Origin of the sequence: Streptomyces sp. NPDC050508 (genome assembly GCF_040655155.1) — a bacterium.
Lineage (GTDB): Bacteria > Actinomycetota > Actinomycetes > Streptomycetales > Streptomycetaceae > Streptomyces.
On record NZ_JBFAJJ010000004.1, the window covers coordinates 489288 to 505762 of the forward strand.

19 protein-coding genes and 1 pseudogene are annotated in these 16475 nt (G+C 70.8%); 16 read left to right on the top strand and 4 right to left on the bottom strand.

Translation table 11 applies throughout. From position 1 onward, the window contains the following. Positions 1-89: 89 nt before the first annotated feature. A complete protein-coding gene (locus tag AB0I69_RS14590; protein WP_363095966.1) occupies positions 90-470 on the top strand; it encodes a helix-turn-helix domain-containing protein in 381 nt (126 codons plus the stop codon). A 35-nt stretch (positions 471-505) separates the two neighbouring features. On the opposite strand, the gene AB0I69_RS14595 is transcribed toward AB0I69_RS14590, so the two are convergent. After that, complete coding sequence (locus AB0I69_RS14595) at positions 506-670, bottom strand: hypothetical protein (protein WP_363095967.1); 165 nt, start codon at positions 668-670, stop codon at positions 506-508. A gap of 672 nt (positions 671-1342) precedes the next feature. On the opposite strand from AB0I69_RS14595, the pseudogene AB0I69_RS14600 reads away from it, so the two are divergent. The 6 genes and pseudogenes from AB0I69_RS14600 to AB0I69_RS14625 all read left to right on the top strand — a co-directional run. Further along, a pseudogene (locus tag AB0I69_RS14600) lies at positions 1343-3145 on the top strand (ATP-binding protein); the annotation flags it as partial. 800 nt (positions 3146-3945) lie between these two features. Then, a complete protein-coding gene (locus tag AB0I69_RS14605) occupies positions 3946-4380 on the top strand; it encodes a roadblock/LC7 domain-containing protein (RefSeq protein ID WP_019069670.1) in 435 nt (144 codons plus the stop codon). Between the two features lie 2 nt (positions 4381-4382). Then, entirely contained in the window at positions 4383-4754 is a 372-nt protein-coding gene (locus AB0I69_RS14610; protein WP_363096148.1) for a DUF742 domain-containing protein, read from the top strand. After that, positions 4732-5349 (top strand): ATP/GTP-binding protein, encoded by a 618-nt coding sequence (locus AB0I69_RS14615; protein WP_363095968.1) that lies wholly within the window; start codon positions 4732-4734, stop codon positions 5347-5349. Before AB0I69_RS14610 ends, AB0I69_RS14615 begins: the two co-directional genes overlap by 23 nt. 60 nt (positions 5350-5409) lie before the next feature. Further along, the gene (locus tag AB0I69_RS14620; protein WP_363095969.1) at positions 5410-5985 is read left to right on the top strand and encodes a GAF domain-containing protein; all 576 of its coding nucleotides are present in this window, start codon (positions 5410-5412) and stop codon (positions 5983-5985) included. A 23-nt stretch (positions 5986-6008) separates the two neighbouring features. Continuing rightward, positions 6009-6608, top strand: a complete 600-nt coding sequence (locus AB0I69_RS14625) for a TetR/AcrR family transcriptional regulator (protein ID WP_363095970.1) — start codon at positions 6009-6011, stop codon at positions 6606-6608. Here the strand turns inward: AB0I69_RS14625 and AB0I69_RS14630 are convergent, their stop codons facing one another. Both AB0I69_RS14630 and AB0I69_RS14635 read right to left on the bottom strand, forming a co-directional pair. Next, entirely contained in the window at positions 6609-7832 is a 1224-nt protein-coding gene (locus tag AB0I69_RS14630) for a YbfB/YjiJ family MFS transporter (protein ID WP_363095971.1), read from the bottom strand. Between the two features lie 41 nt (positions 7833-7873). After that, positions 7874-8167 carry a muconolactone Delta-isomerase family protein gene (locus AB0I69_RS14635; protein WP_363096149.1) on the bottom strand — a complete coding sequence of 98 codons (294 nt, stop codon included), beginning with the start codon at positions 8165-8167 and terminating at the stop codon, positions 7874-7876. Positions 8168-8308: 141 nt separating this feature from the next. Here AB0I69_RS14635 and AB0I69_RS14640 point away from each other — a divergent pair, with 141 nt between their 5' ends. From AB0I69_RS14640 to AB0I69_RS14680, 9 genes are all read left to right on the top strand, one after another. Beyond that, the gene (locus AB0I69_RS14640) at positions 8309-9235 is read left to right on the top strand and encodes a LysR family transcriptional regulator (RefSeq protein WP_363095972.1); all 927 of its coding nucleotides are present in this window, start codon (positions 8309-8311) and stop codon (positions 9233-9235) included. A gap of 171 nt (positions 9236-9406) precedes the next feature. Beyond that, complete coding sequence (locus AB0I69_RS14645; protein ID WP_363095973.1) at positions 9407-10120, top strand: SDR family oxidoreductase; 714 nt, start codon at positions 9407-9409, stop codon at positions 10118-10120. Positions 10121-10135: 15 nt separating this feature from the next. Then, a complete protein-coding gene (locus AB0I69_RS14650) occupies positions 10136-10510 on the top strand; it encodes a hypothetical protein (RefSeq protein ID WP_363095974.1) in 375 nt (124 codons plus the stop codon). A gap of 195 nt (positions 10511-10705) precedes the next feature. Beyond that, positions 10706-11734 (top strand): L-threonine 3-dehydrogenase, encoded by a 1029-nt coding sequence (tdh, locus tag AB0I69_RS14655; RefSeq protein WP_363095975.1) that lies wholly within the window; start codon positions 10706-10708, stop codon positions 11732-11734. 36 nt (positions 11735-11770) lie between these two features. Then, positions 11771-12964: a glycine C-acetyltransferase gene (locus AB0I69_RS14660; protein WP_363095976.1), complete on the top strand. Its 1194-nt coding sequence runs from the start codon at positions 11771-11773 to the stop codon at positions 12962-12964. A gap of 31 nt (positions 12965-12995) precedes the next feature. Next, positions 12996-13898 (top strand): LysR family transcriptional regulator, encoded by a 903-nt coding sequence (locus AB0I69_RS14665; protein WP_363095977.1) that lies wholly within the window; start codon positions 12996-12998, stop codon positions 13896-13898. Positions 13899-13936: 38 nt separating this feature from the next. Next, positions 13937-14512: an XRE family transcriptional regulator gene (locus AB0I69_RS14670; protein ID WP_363096150.1), complete on the top strand. Its 576-nt coding sequence runs from the start codon at positions 13937-13939 to the stop codon at positions 14510-14512. Then, positions 14509-15066, top strand: coding sequence for a GNAT family N-acetyltransferase (locus AB0I69_RS14675; RefSeq protein ID WP_363095978.1), 558 nt, complete (start codon positions 14509-14511; stop codon positions 15064-15066). The genes AB0I69_RS14670 and AB0I69_RS14675 overlap by 4 nt, the downstream gene beginning before the upstream one ends. A 30-nt stretch (positions 15067-15096) precedes the next feature. Further along, complete coding sequence (locus AB0I69_RS14680; protein ID WP_363095979.1) at positions 15097-15456, top strand: MmcQ/YjbR family DNA-binding protein; 360 nt, start codon at positions 15097-15099, stop codon at positions 15454-15456. A 48-nt stretch (positions 15457-15504) separates the two neighbouring features. Here AB0I69_RS14680 and AB0I69_RS14685 read toward each other — a convergent pair whose 3' ends face one another. Further along, positions 15505-16425 (bottom strand): transketolase, encoded by a 921-nt coding sequence (locus AB0I69_RS14685; RefSeq protein ID WP_363095980.1) that lies wholly within the window; start codon positions 16423-16425, stop codon positions 15505-15507. Positions 16426-16475: the final 50 nt, after the last annotated feature.

Genomic DNA, 16475 nt, shown 5'->3' on the forward strand with positions numbered 1-16475 from the left:
TCGTTCTCGGTCACTTGTGGTTACTCGGGAACCGTAGGAGAGTTGCCGCTGACCTGGAAGAACGCACTTTTCCGTGACTGAGGAACCTTATGGTGACCAAGCAGTTCAGCGACTCGCCCGAGGACGCGGACCTCAGGCGCGCCGACTCCCTGGCGCGGGAGATCTTCTCCGACGTCGCCAACAAGTGGGCGTTCCTGATCATCGAGGCCCTCGGCGAAGGCACCCTGCGCTTCAGTGAGCTGCGGAACGCGATCGAGGGCATCAGTCACAAGATGCTCACCCAGAACCTACGCATGCTGGAGCGCAACGGCCTGGTCGAGCGCGACGTGCACCCCACCGTGCCACCGCGGGTCGACTACACCCTCACCGAGTCGGGCCAGGGCCTGCGGGCGACGGTCGACGCCATGTGCGGCTGGACCCACCGGTACCTCGGCGACATCGAGGCAGCCCGCCGCCGCTTCGACACCTGACGGTCGACACCCGACCATGGGCGGGCCGGAACACCTCAGCGCAGGGCACGGAGCCGGCGTACTCCCGCGTAGGTGCCCGCCGCGAGGGCGAGTGCCAGCAGGGGGAGTCCCATGAAGACCACGGGGTTCACCCAGTCCGGCACCAACTCGGTGCCCACGCTGTCCGACGTGACGCACTGCGAACTGACCGGCAACGTCATCCGCGTCACAACGTGATCGCCCTGTACGCCCTTTGCCGCGCACATCCTGGTCCGGGTCCAGGATGTAGAACCCCGACTGGTAGCCGATGGCAGGCCCGCCAGGCGAGCGCCACGGCCGCGGCCGCGAACGTGGACGGCGTCATGAACGGCGAGAAGACCAGTATCAGAAACAGAAGAGACGCCACTCCTGTCCGGACATCACCCGGACAAGGTCGGTTCCGCACGCTCCACCGACGGGCTCCGGCGGACACTGCCTGTGATGTGCCGGAGCCGCGGCGGAGGACGGCGGAACTCTCGGAAAGGGCTGCGGCGGCCCGGCCGCCGATCGCGGAACAGGTGAACGGCGGGGACGGGCCGCATCGAACTCCTCGGCCCGCGAAGCCCGTTCGTGACCGGTTCTGATCAGGGGCGATCGATTCTTTGTCCTTCCTCGGCATAAGAGTGCGGCGGTTATCGGTCTGTCGTACGAGGCCTCATACCAGAGCGGGACGCTCGCCGGGGGACTTTGTCAACTGCCCACCGCACCTGATGCGTTGGCGACTACTGTGAGTGTCCGTCGGGCGACGCAGGGCCGATTTTTTCGGCTCTCTCGACCGGCACCGCGATGGCGTATGCCCCAATCGCGCACCCCGCGCGAGCAAACAGGTCCGACGCACCAGTACGAGGACGACGATGTCTCAACTCCGTGCACCGGCCGCACGCGCAGACCGCCGTGAGGGCGGCCGGCACGGGCGACCGGCAGCCCGCCCCGTGCCCGCACTGCCCGAGACGCACATACGGCCCCAACTCCTGCGCCTCGCCGTGCTACCGCCCATCGCGGTCGCGCTGAGCGCCAGCGCGGCCGTCCTGTTCACCGTCCGCTCCACCGGAGCGCGGACCAGCCTCACCCTCTGGGGCGTCCTCGCCGGAGCCACCTCGGTGACGTGCGCGGGCATCCTGATCGCCGCCGTGGCCGCGGGCCGCGCCGCCAGTTCCGTCAGTGACCGCATCGGCGCCCTGCGCCGCAGCAGCGCGCGCGGCGAGGCCGACCTGCGTGACCTGGTCGAGGCGCTGCGCCGCGGCGAGGGCCCGCCCCAGCGCAAGCCGCGCAGTCGGCCCCCCGGGAACGCCGACGACTTCGACCTGCTCGCCGCCGACCTGGCACACGCGCACGACGGCGCCGTCACCGCCGTCGTGTCTGCCGCCCAGCTCTCCAGCCAGGCCGGCAGCGAACAGAAGGTCGAGGTCTTCGTGAACCTCGCCCGGCGCCTGCAGTCCCTCGTGCACCGGGAGATCTCCATCCTCGACGAGCTGGAGAACGAGATCGAGGACCCCGACCTGCTCAAGGGCCTCTTCCACGTCGACCACCTCGCCACCCGTATCCGCCGCCACGCCGAGAACCTCGCTGTCCTCGGCGGCGCCGTGTCCCGCAGACAGTGGAGCAATCCGGTCTCCATGACCGAGGTGCTGCGCTCCGCCATCGCCGAGGTCGAGCAGTACTCCCGCGTCAAACTCGTACCGCCGATCGACGGCACCCTGCGCGGCCACGCCGTCGCCGACGTGATCCACCTGCTGGCCGAACTCGTCGAGAACGCCACGGTGTTCTCCGCCCCGCACACCCAAGTGCTGCTCCGCGCCAACCTCGTCACCTCGGGCCTCGCCGTCGAGGTCGAGGACCGCGGACTCGGCATGCCCGTCGGCGAGCAGAGCCGCATGAACGCCCTGCTCACCGACCCCGACCAGGTCAACGTCGCCAGCCTGCTGGCCGACGGCCGCATCGGCCTGTTCGTGGTCTCCCAACTCGCCCGCCGCCACGGCATCCACGTCCGCCTGCAGACCAACATCTACGGCGGGGTCCAGGCCGTACTCGTGGTGCCACAGGCCCTGTTGGGCACGGCGCCGGGCGAGCTCGGGGCCATGGGGCAGCCGGACGACACGATGGGCGGGGGGCGTCCGCTCCTCCCTCCGCAGCAGTCACCGCAGGGCGGGGCACAGGGCGTGGCGCAAGGTGGGACCGAAGGTGGCCGACAGGCCGTCGGCCGACGGGGTGCACCGGCGTCGGTGCCTGCCGTGCCGGGGCGGCACCAGCGCGAGTCCGGGGCACCGGGGCGGCATCAGCGACGGGACTCCGTACCGCCCGCCGCACCGGGACCGAACGGCAGCGGACCGGTACCGCTGCCCGTGCGCGGCGCCCGCGCGGAACGGGCCAACCCGGCGGAGGCGGTGCCCGGCATCCGGCCCGACGACCGGCAGACCGTGGCGGCGAACACGACCACATCGCCCGCCCCACGAGGCGGCACGGTACGCGGCACCATGGGCAAGCCGCCCCAACTGCCGCGGCGTCGCGCCCAGGAACACATCGCACCCCAACTCCGCGACGGCCCGGCACCCCGTCAGGACTCCGAGCACCCCGCAGGCCACGACCCGGGCCTGATGGCGGCCTTCCAGCGCGGGATCGGCCTCGCAGAGGCACAGCAGCACATGGAGGCGGCGGACATGGCGGAGGGTGCCGACCTGGCGTCACCTCACATGGAGCCGCTCCACGTCGAAGCTCCGCACATGGAGCCGCTCCACAGGGAGGCTCCGCACACGGACGTGCCGCACATGGAGTCGGCCCACGTCGACTCGCTACAGGCACCGGCGGCGCATGCCGAGCCGCACCAGCTGGGGTCGGTCGATACGGGATCGGTCGACATGGGGTCGGCCCATATGGATACGGCCCACACGGCTGCCGCCCACACGGCGACAGACCACACGGAGTTCCCGCACACGAACGGAGTCCACACGGGCGGGGTCTACATGAGCCCGTCCTACACGGGCCCGACCCCGCTGGACCCGTCCCTCATGGAGCCATTCCACATGTCGGCAACGCACATGGGCTCCGACCATATGGACACCGCACCACGCCGCCACGACCCTCAACCCACGACACCGGACATCGGCACCGGCATCGCCACGGGTACCGGTACCGGCACAGCCCGCTCCGCCGCGGCCAACGGCACGGACCGCTTCCTGCTCGCCGACCGCACGTCGGCGGACCACATCTCCGCCGACCACACATCCGCAGACCACACAGAGATGCCGCCCCTCACCCTCGCCCCCCACATGGATGCGGCACCCATAGCCGAAGCGCACGCGCATGCGCCCGGCCACGACCTCACCGCCCGGCACGACGGGAGCGCATCAGCCGGATGACCACGCACGTCCCCACCCCCACGGTCACCACTCCCCGCACGCCCACGCCCACCCCCACCCGCGCTCCCGCAGACCTTCGTACCCCAAGGAGTCGATCCACCATGGCGAGCGATGCGCCGACCGGCCATGTATCCGATCTCGACTGGCTGATGAGCGGCCTCGTGCAGCGCGTACCGCACACCACCAGCGCGGTCCTGCTCTCCTGCGACGGGCTCGTGAAGTCGGTCCACGGCCTCGACCCCGACAGCGCCGACCACATGGCGGCCCTGGCCTCCGGCCTGTACTCCCTCGGCCGGAGCGCGGGCGTCCGCTTCGGTGACGGTGGAGACGTCCGGCAGGTCGTCGTCGAGCTCGACTCGACGCTGCTCTTCGTCACCACGGCAGGCTCCGGCACCTGTCTCGCCGTGCTCGCCGGCCGCGAGGCCGACGCGGCCGTCCTCGGCTACGAGATGGCGATGCTGGTCAAGAGCGTCCGCCCCTACCTCGTGACCGCTCCCCGGCAGCACGCCGTCGAATCCCCTGCGATGAGGCCTTGAGCGTGGCGACGGCCGGCGACGGGCCTTGGTTGGACGACGCGGCCGGACGTCTTGTGCGCCCCTTCACGGTCAGCAACGGCCGTACCCGGCCCTCCATCGCACTCGACCTCCTGTCGCAGGTGAGGGGCACCGGCGCCACCCCCCTCGGCTACCTCGGCCCGGAGCACGCGCAGGCGCTCGACCTGTGCCGCGCGCCCGTCTCGGTCGCCGAGGTCGCCGCCCACCTGAAGCTGCCGGCGGTGGTCACCAAGGTGCTGCTGTCGGACCTGGTCGACTGCGGGGCGCTGACCACCAAGCCACCCGAGTTCCACCACAACCCCACTGACCGGTCTCTTCTGGAGGCAGTGCTCGATGGACTACGACGACAGCTCTGACTACGAGAGCGGCCACGATCCCTTTCCCACCGCACTGAAGATCCTGGTGGCGGGCGGTTTCGGCGTCGGCAAGACGACCTTCGTCGGCGCGGTGAGCGAGATCGCGCCGCTCAGCACGGAGGAGCTGCTCACCACGGTCAGTGCCGCGACCGACGATCTCGAAGGCATCGAGAACAAGGTCGAGACGACCGTGGCGATGGACTTCGGCCGGATCACCCTCGACCCGGAACACGTGCTCTATCTGTTCGGTACGCCCGGACAGGAGCGGTTCTGGTTCATGTGGGACGAGCTGTCCGAAGGCGCGCTCGGCGCGGTCATCCTCGCCGACACCCGACGCCTGGAGGAGTGCTTCGCGGCCGTCGACTTCTTCGAGCAGCGCGGCCTCGGATTCATCGTCGCGATCAACGAGTTCGACGGCTCCCACCGCTACGACCCGGAGGAGGTGCGTGCCGCCATCGATCTCGATCCCGGGATCCCGGTCGTCCGCTGCGACGCGCGGATCTCCAGTTCCGGTGTCCAGACCCTGTTGACCCTCGTACGCCATCTCATCGCCCACGCTCCGGCGCATGCGCCGAGCCATGGCGCCCACATGTGATTCCCGCACACCGCCACGGAGTTCCTCTATGACGTACGTCCACAGGGACGGAGTAGGCCCATGAGCTACGACCCGCCGCGTCCGGCCGGTCGTCTGCTGCTCACGCCCGAGGACAAGGAGGCCCCCCAACGGACGAGACGGCTGCGCGGGTTGGGTCTGGGGGAGCATCCGGACCCGGCGCTCGACGCCTTCGCGGACCATCTCGCCGAGCTCACCGGGGCGCCGTACGCCATGGTCAACTTCATTGATCAGGACCGGCAGTTCTTCGCCGGTCTGCATACCCCGGGCAGTGTCGGACTGCCCAGGCCGACCTCGGGCGGGGAGCACGCCAAGCCCGAGGTGGGCCGGCAGTTGGCCCGCGACTATGGGTTCTGCCCCCATGTGGTGGTGCGACGTAAAGCGCTGGTTCTTGAGGATGTCTGCGACTATCCGCGGTTCGCGGGCAATCCGGTCGTGGACGAGTTCGGCATCCGTTCCTATCTGGGGGCGCCGCTCATCGACTCCACGGGGATGGTGCTGGGCACGGTGTGTGTCGTCGACACGGAGCCGCGGCCGTGGGGGAAGCCGGGCCTGGAGACGATCAAGTCGACGGCGGCGGAGCTGGTGGCCCGGCTGGAACTGCTGGGTGGTGAGTAGCCGACCGGTCGTATAATGACCGTATGGGTAGGACCAGTGATGCCGGAGAGAAGATCCTCGCCGCCGGGCGGTCGCTTTTCGAGGCGCGCGGTTACTCGGCGCTGGGGGTGGCCGAGATCTGCAGGGCGGCCGGGGTGCCGAAGGGCAGCTTCTACTACTTCTTCGAGTCGAAGGAGGCCCTCGCGCTCGCCGTCGTGGACGAGCACTGGGCGGACCAGCGGCGGGAGTGGACACGTGTCCTCGGCGGGGACGCCCAACCCCTGGAGCGGCTGCGGCAGTTGTTCGAGGAGACGGAGGCAGGGCTGCGCGCCGGACAGCAGGGCTGCGGCACTGTGATGGGCTGTCTGTTCGGCAACCTCAGCCTGGAGATGAGCAACCGGACCGAGGCCGTCCGCACCCGGCTTCAGGAGATCTTCGACGCCCAGGTCGAGATGGTCGACGCGGTCGTCGGCGAGGCCCGCGACCGCGGGGACGTCACCGTCACTGACACCCGGGAGGCGGCACGGTCCGTCGTCGCCCAGTTGGAGGGCCAGGTGATGTTCGCGAAGCTCTACAACAACACCGGGCGGCTGAGCCCCCTTTGGGCCAACTGCCGCGCCCTGCTCGGGGCCCGCGCCGCCTGATCAGCGACCGGCGGTCCGTACCTCCTGGTCCGGCACGGAGCGTCGTACCGCCACCGCGTGGTGCGGGGAGCCGATGCGCAGGACGGCGGCGGCCACGGCCGCGGCGAGGACCACCACGGCGGCCGGCAGCAGGGCCGGGCGGTAGCCGTGGTGCAGCAGCGGGGCGACGGCGAGCGGGCCGAGGATCTGGCCGACGGAGTAGCCGGCGGTCAGCAGGGCCACCGAGCGCGGGAACCGCAACTCGGCCCCCGCCGCCAGGGCGAGCGTGCTGACCCCGATGAAGGTCGCGCCGAACAGCACCGCGGAGACCAGGGCCGCCGCCACCCCGCCGACCAGCGCGGGCAGCGCGACGCCGACCGCCTGGATCATCAACGCCACCACGAGCAGCCCGGACCGCGACCAGCGGCGCCCGAGCCGCGCCCACAACGCGGAGGACGGTACGGCGGCCAGCCCGACGAGCACCCACGCGCCGCTGCCGATCCAGCCGGGGGAGCTCTGGCCGATCGCCGCGACCAGGAAGGTGCCGGCGACGATGTAGCCGACGCCCTCCAGGCTGTAGCTGACGAACAGGGCGCCGAACCAGGGGTCAACCGCCGTTCCAGGGGCGCCGGTTGAGGGCGCGACCGGCACCTCGGGCCGTAGATTCCATGCCGCGGCAGCGAGCGCCGTTGCCAGTGCGGCCTCCGCCCACCAGGCGGCCCGCCAGTCCGCGGCGGAGCGCAGGGCGAGGACCAGCAGGCCGGAGAGCGCGATGCCGGCGCCGACGCCGCCGAAGGCCCAACCGGGCAGGTGCGCCGGGTGGTTGCGCAGGTGGCCGAGGAGCGAGCTGACCGCGACCACGAAGATCAGCGCGCTCGCCACGCCGGCCAGCAGGCGCAGTGCGATCCACACCCCGGTGCTGTGGGTGGCCGGCATCGCGGTGAGGGTGCCGATCAGCAGGACGAGTGAGCCGCGCAGAACCGCGCGGGAGCGGACCAGGGCGGGGAGCAGGGTTCCGGCGAGAGCGCCGAGGAGGTAGCCGACGTAGTTGGCGGTGGCCAGTTGGGCGCCCGCGTCGGTGGAGAGCCCCGCCTGGGCGTGCATCAGCGGGAGGATCGGGGTGTACACGAAGCGGCCGACGCCCATGCCCGCGGCGAGGGCCGCGGCGACCCGTGCGACGTGGGTCCAGGGGGACAGCACGATGCCGTCCGCCCGGGGCGCGGGGACCGGGGCGTAGGGGCTCATGGTGATGAAATCCCTTGTGCCGGAGCCGAGTTGACGTGGTGTTACACCGAGCTGCCGGGGTCGTTCGGGTGCGGCTCCAGCGGGGTGACGGCGAACGTCATCCAGGCGTGCAGGGGCAGTGTGCCGAGCACCTTCTCGTGCAGTTCCTCCTCGTCGGAGGCGCGCCAGACGCCGACACTGCGCAGTTCACCGACCGGGCGCCACAGCCTGGCGAGGTGGCCGGTGGCGGCCAGTTCACGGGCGCGGACGGCCTCGGCGGCACGGCGCCGGTCGACCTCGTCCTGGGCAGTGCCCTCAGGGACGGTGGTGGTGATCTCGACCAGGAACTCTCGCAGCATGATCTCGCTCCGTTCGGGCCCGCCCGGCGGGACGACGAGGTGCCGGGTTTCCATGCCCTCATGGTGGCTCGGGACCGGCGCGGGCGCCACGACGGGCTTGCTCCCTGTTGAGAGGGACGGCCTCCCAGCCCGCGTAGCATGACGGGCGTGGAGCTGCGCCAACTCAGGTATTTCGTCGCCGTCGCCGAGGAACTCAACTTCGGCCGGGCCGCCGACCGCCTCCTGATCGCCGGCCCCTCCCTCTCCCAGCAGATCAAGGCCCTCGAACGCGACCTGGGCGTACGGCTCTTCGACCGCGACCGCCGCTCGGTCTCCCTCACCCCGGCCGGCGCCGCCCTGCTCCCGCACACCCGTGCCCTGCTGGAGCGGGCCGACGACCTCCAGCGCCGGGCCGGCCGGCTCGCGGGCTCGGAGGCGGTCCGGCTCGGCTACGTCAACTGGCTGCCCGGGGACCTGACTTCGCGCACCGCCGGAGTGGCCCAGGTGCACGTCGACGCGTGGGTCGCCCCCTCGCACACGCAGGCCGCCCGGGTCGCGGACGGCAGCCTCGACCTCGCCGTGTGCTGGGTGCGGGAGGAGGACCTGAAGCGGTACGGCCTCCGGGCTCGGCTGCTGGGTGCGGACCGGCTGTATGCGGTGAGCACAGGTATCGACGCCGGTGACGTGTGTGCCCGGGACACATCCGTCCTCCTCGACGACGACACCAATTCCTGGTCGTCCTGGAACGTCTACGCCGAGCAGCTGGCCCACGACACCGGGGCGCGCGCGGTGCTCATCTCCGACGGCGGGATCACCGGCCCCGCGTTCTTCGACCACGTCCGCCGCAGCCGCCGCCCGGTCGTCAACTCGCCCAAGGGGCAGACCACTTCACTGCCGTCCGACCTGGTGCGCCGCGAGATCGTCGGCCCGACCGTCCATTGGACCTGGTCGCTGGTGTGGCGTGAGGGCGAGACGCGTACGGCGGTCCTCGCCGCCGTGGACGCCCTCTGCGAAGGCGTCGGTGTCGACGACCTCGGACTCCGCGCCCCCGATGCCTGGCTGCCCGAGGGCGACCCGCACCGCTGACGTGGACTGGGAGGCCAGACCTCCCAGCAACAAGGATTCCGGTCCTGGGAAAACCCCTTCTGACCTTTGCTTTCACCTCTCCGGGTCGCCTACTTTCTCCAATAGGCGACCGGTCGGCTAGTAGAGATGATCGACCGGGAGCATTCAGCCACCACTTCGGAGAAGGTCGTCATGAGCTCTCAGAACCAGAAGGTCGCGATCGTCACCGGTGCCTCGCAGGGCATCGGAGCCGGCGTCGTCGACGCCTACCGCAAGCTCGGTTACGGCGTCGTCGCCACCTCGCGCACCATCGCCCCGGCCGACGACGCGGACATCCTGACCGTCCAGGGCGACATCGCCGACCCGGCCACCGCCGAGCGGGTCGTGGCCGCCGCGATCGAGCGGTTCGGCCGCATCGACACCGTGGTCAACAACGCGGGCGTCTTCGTCGCCAAGCCGTTCACCGACTACACGGCCGACGACTACGCGACCGTGATCGGCATCAACCTGACCGGGTTCTTCCGGATCACTCAGTTGGCCATCCCGCACATGCTCACCCAGGGCGGCGGCCACATCGTCAACGTCACCACCAGCCTGGTCGACAACGCGGACGCCCGCGTCCCCTCCGCCCTGGCCTCGCTGACCAAGGGCGGGCTGCAGTCCGCCACCAAGTCCCTCGCCATCGAGTACGCGACCCGCGGTATCCGCGCCAACGCCGTGTCGCCCGGCACCATCAAGACCCCGATGCACCCGGAGGAGACCCACATGGGCCTCGCCGCCCTGCATCCGGTCGGCCGGATGGGCGAGGTGAGCGACATCGTCGACGCCGTGGTGTTCTTGGAGAACGCCCCCTTCGTCACCGGTGAGATCCTGCACGTCGACGGCGGCATGAGCGCCGGTCACTGAGAAAGGTCGACGGACATGAACACCACGAACGACGACGAACTCGTCCTGCGCGGCGTCCTGGACCCCTGGAAAGCGGCCGTCGACGCCCACGAACCGGAGGAAGTGGCCCGGCTCTTCACCGAGGACGCGATCTTCCAGGGGCTGCACCCCTACGGCGTCGGCCGACCCGGCGTCGCCGAGTACTACGCCTCCCAGCCGCTCGGGATGAAGGCCGCCTACCGGATCCTGGAGACCCGGCGGTACGCCGACGACCTCGTACTCGGCTATCTGGACACGGAGTTCACGTTCACCGACCGGCCGCCGGTCGAGGTCAAGCTCGCCGTCCTGGTGAAGCGGCTGGCGGACGGCTGGTACATCGCCCACTACCAGGTGTCGCGGCTCGACGGGTGACGGGCGTGAAGGTGACAGGTGCGAAGGTGCCAGGTGTGAAGGAAAGCTGCGGCACGGCTTAAGAAAACCTCGATGGACCGGGGCGCTCCGGTGGGGCAGATTGCTAGCAGAATCCACCCCCACCCCTGGAACGGGCTCGTCCGGCATGCCCGGATCGTGCCCGGCCCCGGGACCTCACCCTCAGGAGCCGTAGCGTTGAAGGCGCTGGTCAAGGAGAAGGCGGAGCCCGGGCTGTGGCTCGCGGACGTGCCGGAGCCCGCCGTCGGACCCGGCGACGTACTGATCAAGGTCCTGCGGACCGGGATCTGCGGCACCGACCTGCACATCCGGTCCTGGGACGGCTGGGCGCGGCAGACGATCCGTACACCGCTGGTGCTCGGCCACGAGTTCGTGGGTGAGGTCGTGGACACCGGCCGCGATGTCGCCGACATCAAGGCCGGTGACCGAGTCAGCGGCGAGGGCCACCTCGTGTGCGGCAAGTGCCGCAACTGCCTTGCCGGGCGCCGCCACTTGTGCCGTGCCACGGTCGGGCTCGGCGTCGGCAGGGACGGGGCCTTCGCGGAGTACGTCGTGCTGCCCGCCGCGAATGTGTGGGTGCACCGCGTCCCCGTCGACCTCGATGTCGCCGCGATCTTCGACCCGTTCGGCAACGCCGTGCACACCGCGCTGTCGTTCCCGCTGGTCGGCGAGGACGTGCTGATCACCGGGGCGGGACCGATCGGCCTGATGGCAGCGGCAGTTGCCCGGCACGCCGGCGCGCGGAACGTCGTGGTCACCGATGTGAGCGAGGAGCGACTCGCCCTCGCCCGCAAGATCGGCGTCAGCCTCGCACTGAATGTGACGGATGCTCAGATCGCCGACGGACAGCGGGAGTTGGGACTCCGTGAGGGCTTCGACATCGGCCTGGAGATGTCAGGGCGCCCTGAGGCCATGCGCGACATGATCGCCAACATGACGCACGGCGGCCGGATCGCGATGCTGGGACTGCCCGCCCAGGAGTTCCCGGTCGACTGGTCCCGCATCGTCACCTCGATGCTGATCATCAAGGGCATCTACGGCCGTGAGATGTTCGAGACGTGGTATGCCATGTCGGTACTGCTGGAAGGCGGTCTGGACCTTGCGCCCGTGATCACCGGCCGGTACGGATACCGCGACTTCGAGGCGGCGTTCGCGGACGCGGCAAGTGGCCGCGGCGGCAAGGTCATTCTCGACTGGACCGCGTAACTCCCTTTCTGCGAAGGAACTTTAGGAGCTTCCCCCATGTTCGACTCCGTGCGCGACGACCTCCGCACCACCCTCGACGAGATCCGCGCCGCCGGACTCCACAAGCCCGAGCGCGTGATCGGCTCCCCGCAGTCCGCGACGGTGAACGTCACCGCGGGCGGCCGTCCCGGCGAGGTCCTCAACTTCTGCGCCAACAACTACCTCGGCCTTGCCGACCACCCCGAGGTCGTCGCCGCCGCCCACGAGGCCCTGGACCGCTGGGGCTACGGCATGGCCTCCGTGCGCTTCATCTGCGGAACCCAGGAGGTCCACAAGGAACTTGAGGCCCGCCTGGCCACGTTCCTCGGCCAGGAGGACACGATACTCTACTCCTCCTGCTTCGACGCCAACGGCGGTGTCTTCGAAACCCTGTTGGGCCCGGAGGACGCGGTGATCTCCGACGCCCTCAACCACGCGTCGATCATCGACGGCATCCGCCTCTCCAAGGCCCGCCGCCTCCGCTACGCCAACCGTGACATGGCCGATCTGGAACGGCAGTTGAAGGAGGCCGCGGGCGCCCGGCGCAAGCTGATCGTCACCGACGGCGTCTTCTCCATGGACGGCTACGTCGCACCCCTCCGCGACATCTGCGACCTCGCCGACCGCTACGACGCGATGGTCATGGTCGACGACTCCCACGCCGTCGGCTTCGTCGGCCCCGGCGGCCGGGGCACCCCGGAACTGCACGGCGTCATGGACCGCGTCGACATCATCACCGGCACGCTGGGCAAGGCCCTCGGCGGCGCCTCCGGCGGTTACGTCGCCGCCCGCGCCGAGATCGTCGCGCTGCTGCGCCAGCGCTCGCGGCCGTACCTCTTCTCGAACACCCTCGCCCCGGTGATCGCCGCGGCCTCGCTCAAGGTGCTCGACCTGCTGGAGTCCGCGGACGACCTGCGCGTCCAACTCGCCGAGAACACGGCCCTGTTCCGGCGCCGGATGACCGAGGAGGGCTTCGACGTCCTTCCCGGCGACCACGCCATCGCGCCCGTGATGATCGGCGACGCGGCGGTGGCGGGCCGGATGGCGGAGCTGCTGCTGGAGCGGGGTGTGTACGTGATCGGCTTCTCGTACCCGGTAGTGCCGCAGGGTCAGGCCCGTATCCGGGTCCAGCTGTCCGCCGCGCACTCGACACAGGACGTGAACCGGGCGGTCGACGCGTTCGTCGCGGCCCGCGCGGAGCTGGAGGGCTGAGCAGCTCCGACATATTGCGATAATCGGTCGCATGATCGAAGCGCGGCGGCTCCACATCCTCCGTGCGGTGGCCGACCACCGCACCGTGACGGCGGCAGCCGCCGCGCTGTACCTCACCCCCTCGGCGGTCTCCCAGCAGCTCGCCGCCCTGGAGCAGGAGACCGGCCACCGCCTGGTCGAGCGCGGCGCCAAGGGCGTACGGCTGACCCCGGCCGGCGAGATCCTGCTCAGCCACACCAACGTGGTCCTGGCCCAGCTGGAACGGGCCGAGGCGGAACTCGCCGCCTACAGCTCGGGCGCGGCCGGCACGGTCACCGTCGCCGCCTTCGCGACGGGCATCGCACAGGTCGTAGCACCCGCGGTGTCCCGTCTCGCACTCCTCGCGCCGGGCATCCGCCTGCGCGTCCAGGACGCCGAGGGCGACGCCAGCCTGCCGATGGTGCTCGACCGGCAGGTGGACGTCGCGGTCGCCGTCGAGTACCGCGGCGCCCCGCCCGCCGACGACCCGCGCCTGATCCATGTCCCGCTCTACGCCGAGCCGTTCGACGCCGTCGTCCCGGTCACCCACCGCCTCGCCGACGCCACCGAGATCCCCCTCGCCGAACTGGCCAAGGACTCGTGGATCGGCCCGTACCCCGGCAACCCCTGCCACGAGGTGGTCGTCCTGGCCTGCGAGAACGCCGGGTTCCGGCCCCGCCTCGAACACTCCTCGGACGACTTCCGCGCGGTGGTCGCCCTGGCGTCGGCCGACGCGGGCGTCGCCCTCGTCCCCCGCTCGGCGCTGAGCGGCATGGACCTGACGGGAGTCGTCGTCCGGCCCGTCGACGGGGTGGCGCCGACCCGCCGGGTCTTCGCGGCCGTACGACGCGGCACGAAGGAGCACCCACTGATCCGCCCGGTGCTGGACGCACTGGAAGAAGTGGCCCGGACGTAACCTCGCCGTTTCATATTCGGGATATCGTCCCAGATGTGATGCACGAAGAAGAGGCTCCGGACCCGGTGGACGCCCGCCTCGGCGCCCGCCTGGCCGAGCTGCGGGCCCAACACGGCTGGTCCCTCGGGGAGTTGGCGGAGCGCAGCGGAGTGAGCCGGTCGACGCTGTCCCGGGCCGAACGCGCCGAGACCAGCCCCACCGCCTCGCTCCTCAACCGCCTGTGCGGCGTCTACGGCCGGACCATGTCCCAACTCCTCAGCGAGGTGGAGGCCGAACCCGCCCTGCTGCTACGTGCCGCCGAGCAACCTGTGTGGGAGGACCGCACCTCCGGTTTCGTACGGCGGTCCGTGTCGCCCCCACACACCGGGCTGCGCGGCGAACTCGTCGAGGGGCGGCTCGCGGCGGGCGCCGACATCGCCTACGACCGGCCGCCCGTACCCGGACTGGAACAGCACATCTGGGTCCTCGAAGGCGCCCTCGGCGTGACGGCCCAGGACGCCGAGCACCACCTCGACACCGGCGACTGCCTGCGGCTGCGGGTGTGGGGGCCGACCCGCTTCCGGTGCCCGGGCCCCGACGACGTGCGCTACGTGCTGGCCGTGGTGCTGCCATGAAGGCGACGCGGCTGGACGCTCCCCAACTCCTCGCGATGGTCGACGAGTTGGCGGACCTGTTGACCGACACCGTCGACGACGGCGCCTCGGTCGGATTCCTCGCACCGCTCGACCGGACGGCAGCCGTCGCCTGGTGGCGCCGGCGTGCCGTCGGTGTGGCCGCCGGGCAGCTCGCCGTGTGGGCGGCGCTGAGCGGCGACCGGGTCGTCGGCACCGTGAGCCTGGCCTTCGCCGACAAGCCCAACAGCCGCCACCGCGCCGAACTGGTCAAGCTGATGGTGCACAGAGAGGCCAGGGGAGAGGGGCTCGGACGCCGGCTCCTGGCCCTCGCCGAGGACGCGGCCGTCGCCGCCGGCATCACCCTGCTCCACCTGGACACCGAGACCGACAGCCTCGCCGAGCACTTGTATCGCACAGCCGGCTGGACCCGGGCCGGCGTGATCCCCGACTACGCGGCGAGCCCGGCCGGGGTGCTGCGGCCGACGACGCTCTACTACAAGCACGTGGGGAAGGGCGCCGGGGCGGAGGTGGGGGCAGCCGCTCTCACCAGGTGATTGTCAGTGCCGGACGCTATGTTGCGTGTCATGCCGGATGCCGAAGACGTACGCCGAATCGCCCTCTCCCTCCCGGACACGACGGAGAAGATCGCCTGGAACATGCCCACGTTCCGGGTCGCCGGGAAGATGTTCGTCACAGTGCCCGAGGAGGAGACCTCCATCGCCGTGCGCTGCCCGAAGGAGGAGCGCGACGAACTGGTCCTGGCCGAGCCGGAGAAGTTCTGGGTCGCCGACCACGAGGCGGGCTTCGCCTGGGTCCGGGCCCGGCTCGCCGCGCTGGAGAGCGAGGACGAACTGCGCGACATCCTCACCGACTCCTGGCGCCAGGCGGCCCCGCCCCGACTCCTCGACTCCTACCCGGAGTTGGGCCCGCCGTCCGGCGACTGACAGCCGTCGGTGCCAACGGAGACGCTCTTTCGCCGGCAGGCGCCGACCTCAGCTCGACACCGCCATCCGTCCGCCTCCGACGAAGCCGCCGATCCGCTCGCGCAGCGTCCGGGCGTCGAGGCCGTGGGCGGACAGGTGCTCCGTGAGGGTGCCGTAGCGCCGCAGTTCGGCGCGTCCCACACCCAGGCCCAGCACACGGTGGGGCACGTCGGCGAGCGCGTCGCCAGCTGCGGCCGTCGAGGTGCCGGCCAGGTACGGCTCGACGAGGACGACGTCCGTCCCGGCCGTCCGCGTGGCACGGCGCAGCGCGGTCGCGTCGAAGGGCCGCACGGTCGTGGCGTACAGGACGGTGACGTCGAGGCCCTCCGTCGCGGTGAGTACGGCGTCGAGCATCGGCCCGACGGCGACGACCACACCGGAGCCGCCCTCGCGGACGGTCAGAAAACGCTCGCCGTCGACCGGGAGGCCCTCCGTGTTGGACTGGATGGACAGGCGTACGTACACCCTGTCGTCGCCTGCGGCGACCGCGTGCCGCAGCAGGGTCTCGGCCTCGTCCGGGTGGCCCGGCACATGGACGGTCCAGCCGTCGAGGGTGTCGAGGAGGGCCACATCGCTCGGAGCCATGTGCGTGAACCCGCCGGCGGGCCAGTCGAACGAGGCCGCCGCGCTCACCAGCACCGCGCCGACGTTCTGGTGCCCGAGGTCCAGCTTGACCTGCTCGAAGGGCCGCTCGACGAGGAAGCTGGCGAAGGTGTGCACGACCGGACGCATGCCGGTCAGGGCGAGCCCCGCGCCCGCCCCGACGAGGAGCTGCTCGCGGATGCCGACGTTGATCACCCGGTCGGGATGGCTGAGCTGTGCCTCCGCGAAGCCGTCCCGGCCGATCTCGGCGAGGACGACAGCGACCCGCGGATCCTCGTCGAGCAGCCGGGAGACGACCGGGGCAAAACGGTCACGCATGGTGTCCATGGAGAGGGAACCCTTCTTGAACTGATGCTGATGGTGGTGGTGAGGGAGGC

Coding starts and splice junctions, on each gene's coding strand:
- AB0I69_RS14590 (WP_363095966.1), top strand. CDS start 90: ATGGTGACCAAGCAGTTCAGCGACTCGCCCGAGGACGCGGACCTCAGG.
- AB0I69_RS14595 (WP_363095967.1), bottom strand. CDS start 670: ATGACGTTGCCGGTCAGTTCGCAGTGCGTCACGTCGGACAGCGTGGGC.
- AB0I69_RS14605 (WP_019069670.1), top strand. CDS start 3,946: ATGGCGAGCGATGCGCCGACCGGCCATGTATCCGATCTCGACTGGCTG.
- AB0I69_RS14615 (WP_363095968.1), top strand. CDS start 4,732: ATGGACTACGACGACAGCTCTGACTACGAGAGCGGCCACGATCCCTTT.
- AB0I69_RS14620 (WP_363095969.1), top strand. CDS start 5,410: ATGAGCTACGACCCGCCGCGTCCGGCCGGTCGTCTGCTGCTCACGCCC.
- AB0I69_RS14625 (WP_363095970.1), top strand. CDS start 6,009: ATGGGTAGGACCAGTGATGCCGGAGAGAAGATCCTCGCCGCCGGGCGG.
- AB0I69_RS14630 (WP_363095971.1), bottom strand. CDS start 7,832: ATGAGCCCCTACGCCCCGGTCCCCGCGCCCCGGGCGGACGGCATCGTG.
- AB0I69_RS14640 (WP_363095972.1), top strand. CDS start 8,309: ATGACGGGCGTGGAGCTGCGCCAACTCAGGTATTTCGTCGCCGTCGCC.
- AB0I69_RS14645 (WP_363095973.1), top strand. CDS start 9,407: ATGAGCTCTCAGAACCAGAAGGTCGCGATCGTCACCGGTGCCTCGCAG.
- AB0I69_RS14650 (WP_363095974.1), top strand. CDS start 10,136: ATGAACACCACGAACGACGACGAACTCGTCCTGCGCGGCGTCCTGGAC.
- AB0I69_RS14660 (WP_363095976.1), top strand. CDS start 11,771: ATGTTCGACTCCGTGCGCGACGACCTCCGCACCACCCTCGACGAGATC.
- AB0I69_RS14665 (WP_363095977.1), top strand. CDS start 12,996: ATGATCGAAGCGCGGCGGCTCCACATCCTCCGTGCGGTGGCCGACCAC.
- AB0I69_RS14670 (WP_363096150.1), top strand. CDS start 13,937: ATGCACGAAGAAGAGGCTCCGGACCCGGTGGACGCCCGCCTCGGCGCC.
- AB0I69_RS14675 (WP_363095978.1), top strand. CDS start 14,509: ATGAAGGCGACGCGGCTGGACGCTCCCCAACTCCTCGCGATGGTCGAC.
- AB0I69_RS14680 (WP_363095979.1), top strand. CDS start 15,097: ATGCCGGATGCCGAAGACGTACGCCGAATCGCCCTCTCCCTCCCGGAC.
- AB0I69_RS14685 (WP_363095980.1), bottom strand. CDS start 16,425: ATGGACACCATGCGTGACCGTTTTGCCCCGGTCGTCTCCCGGCTGCTC.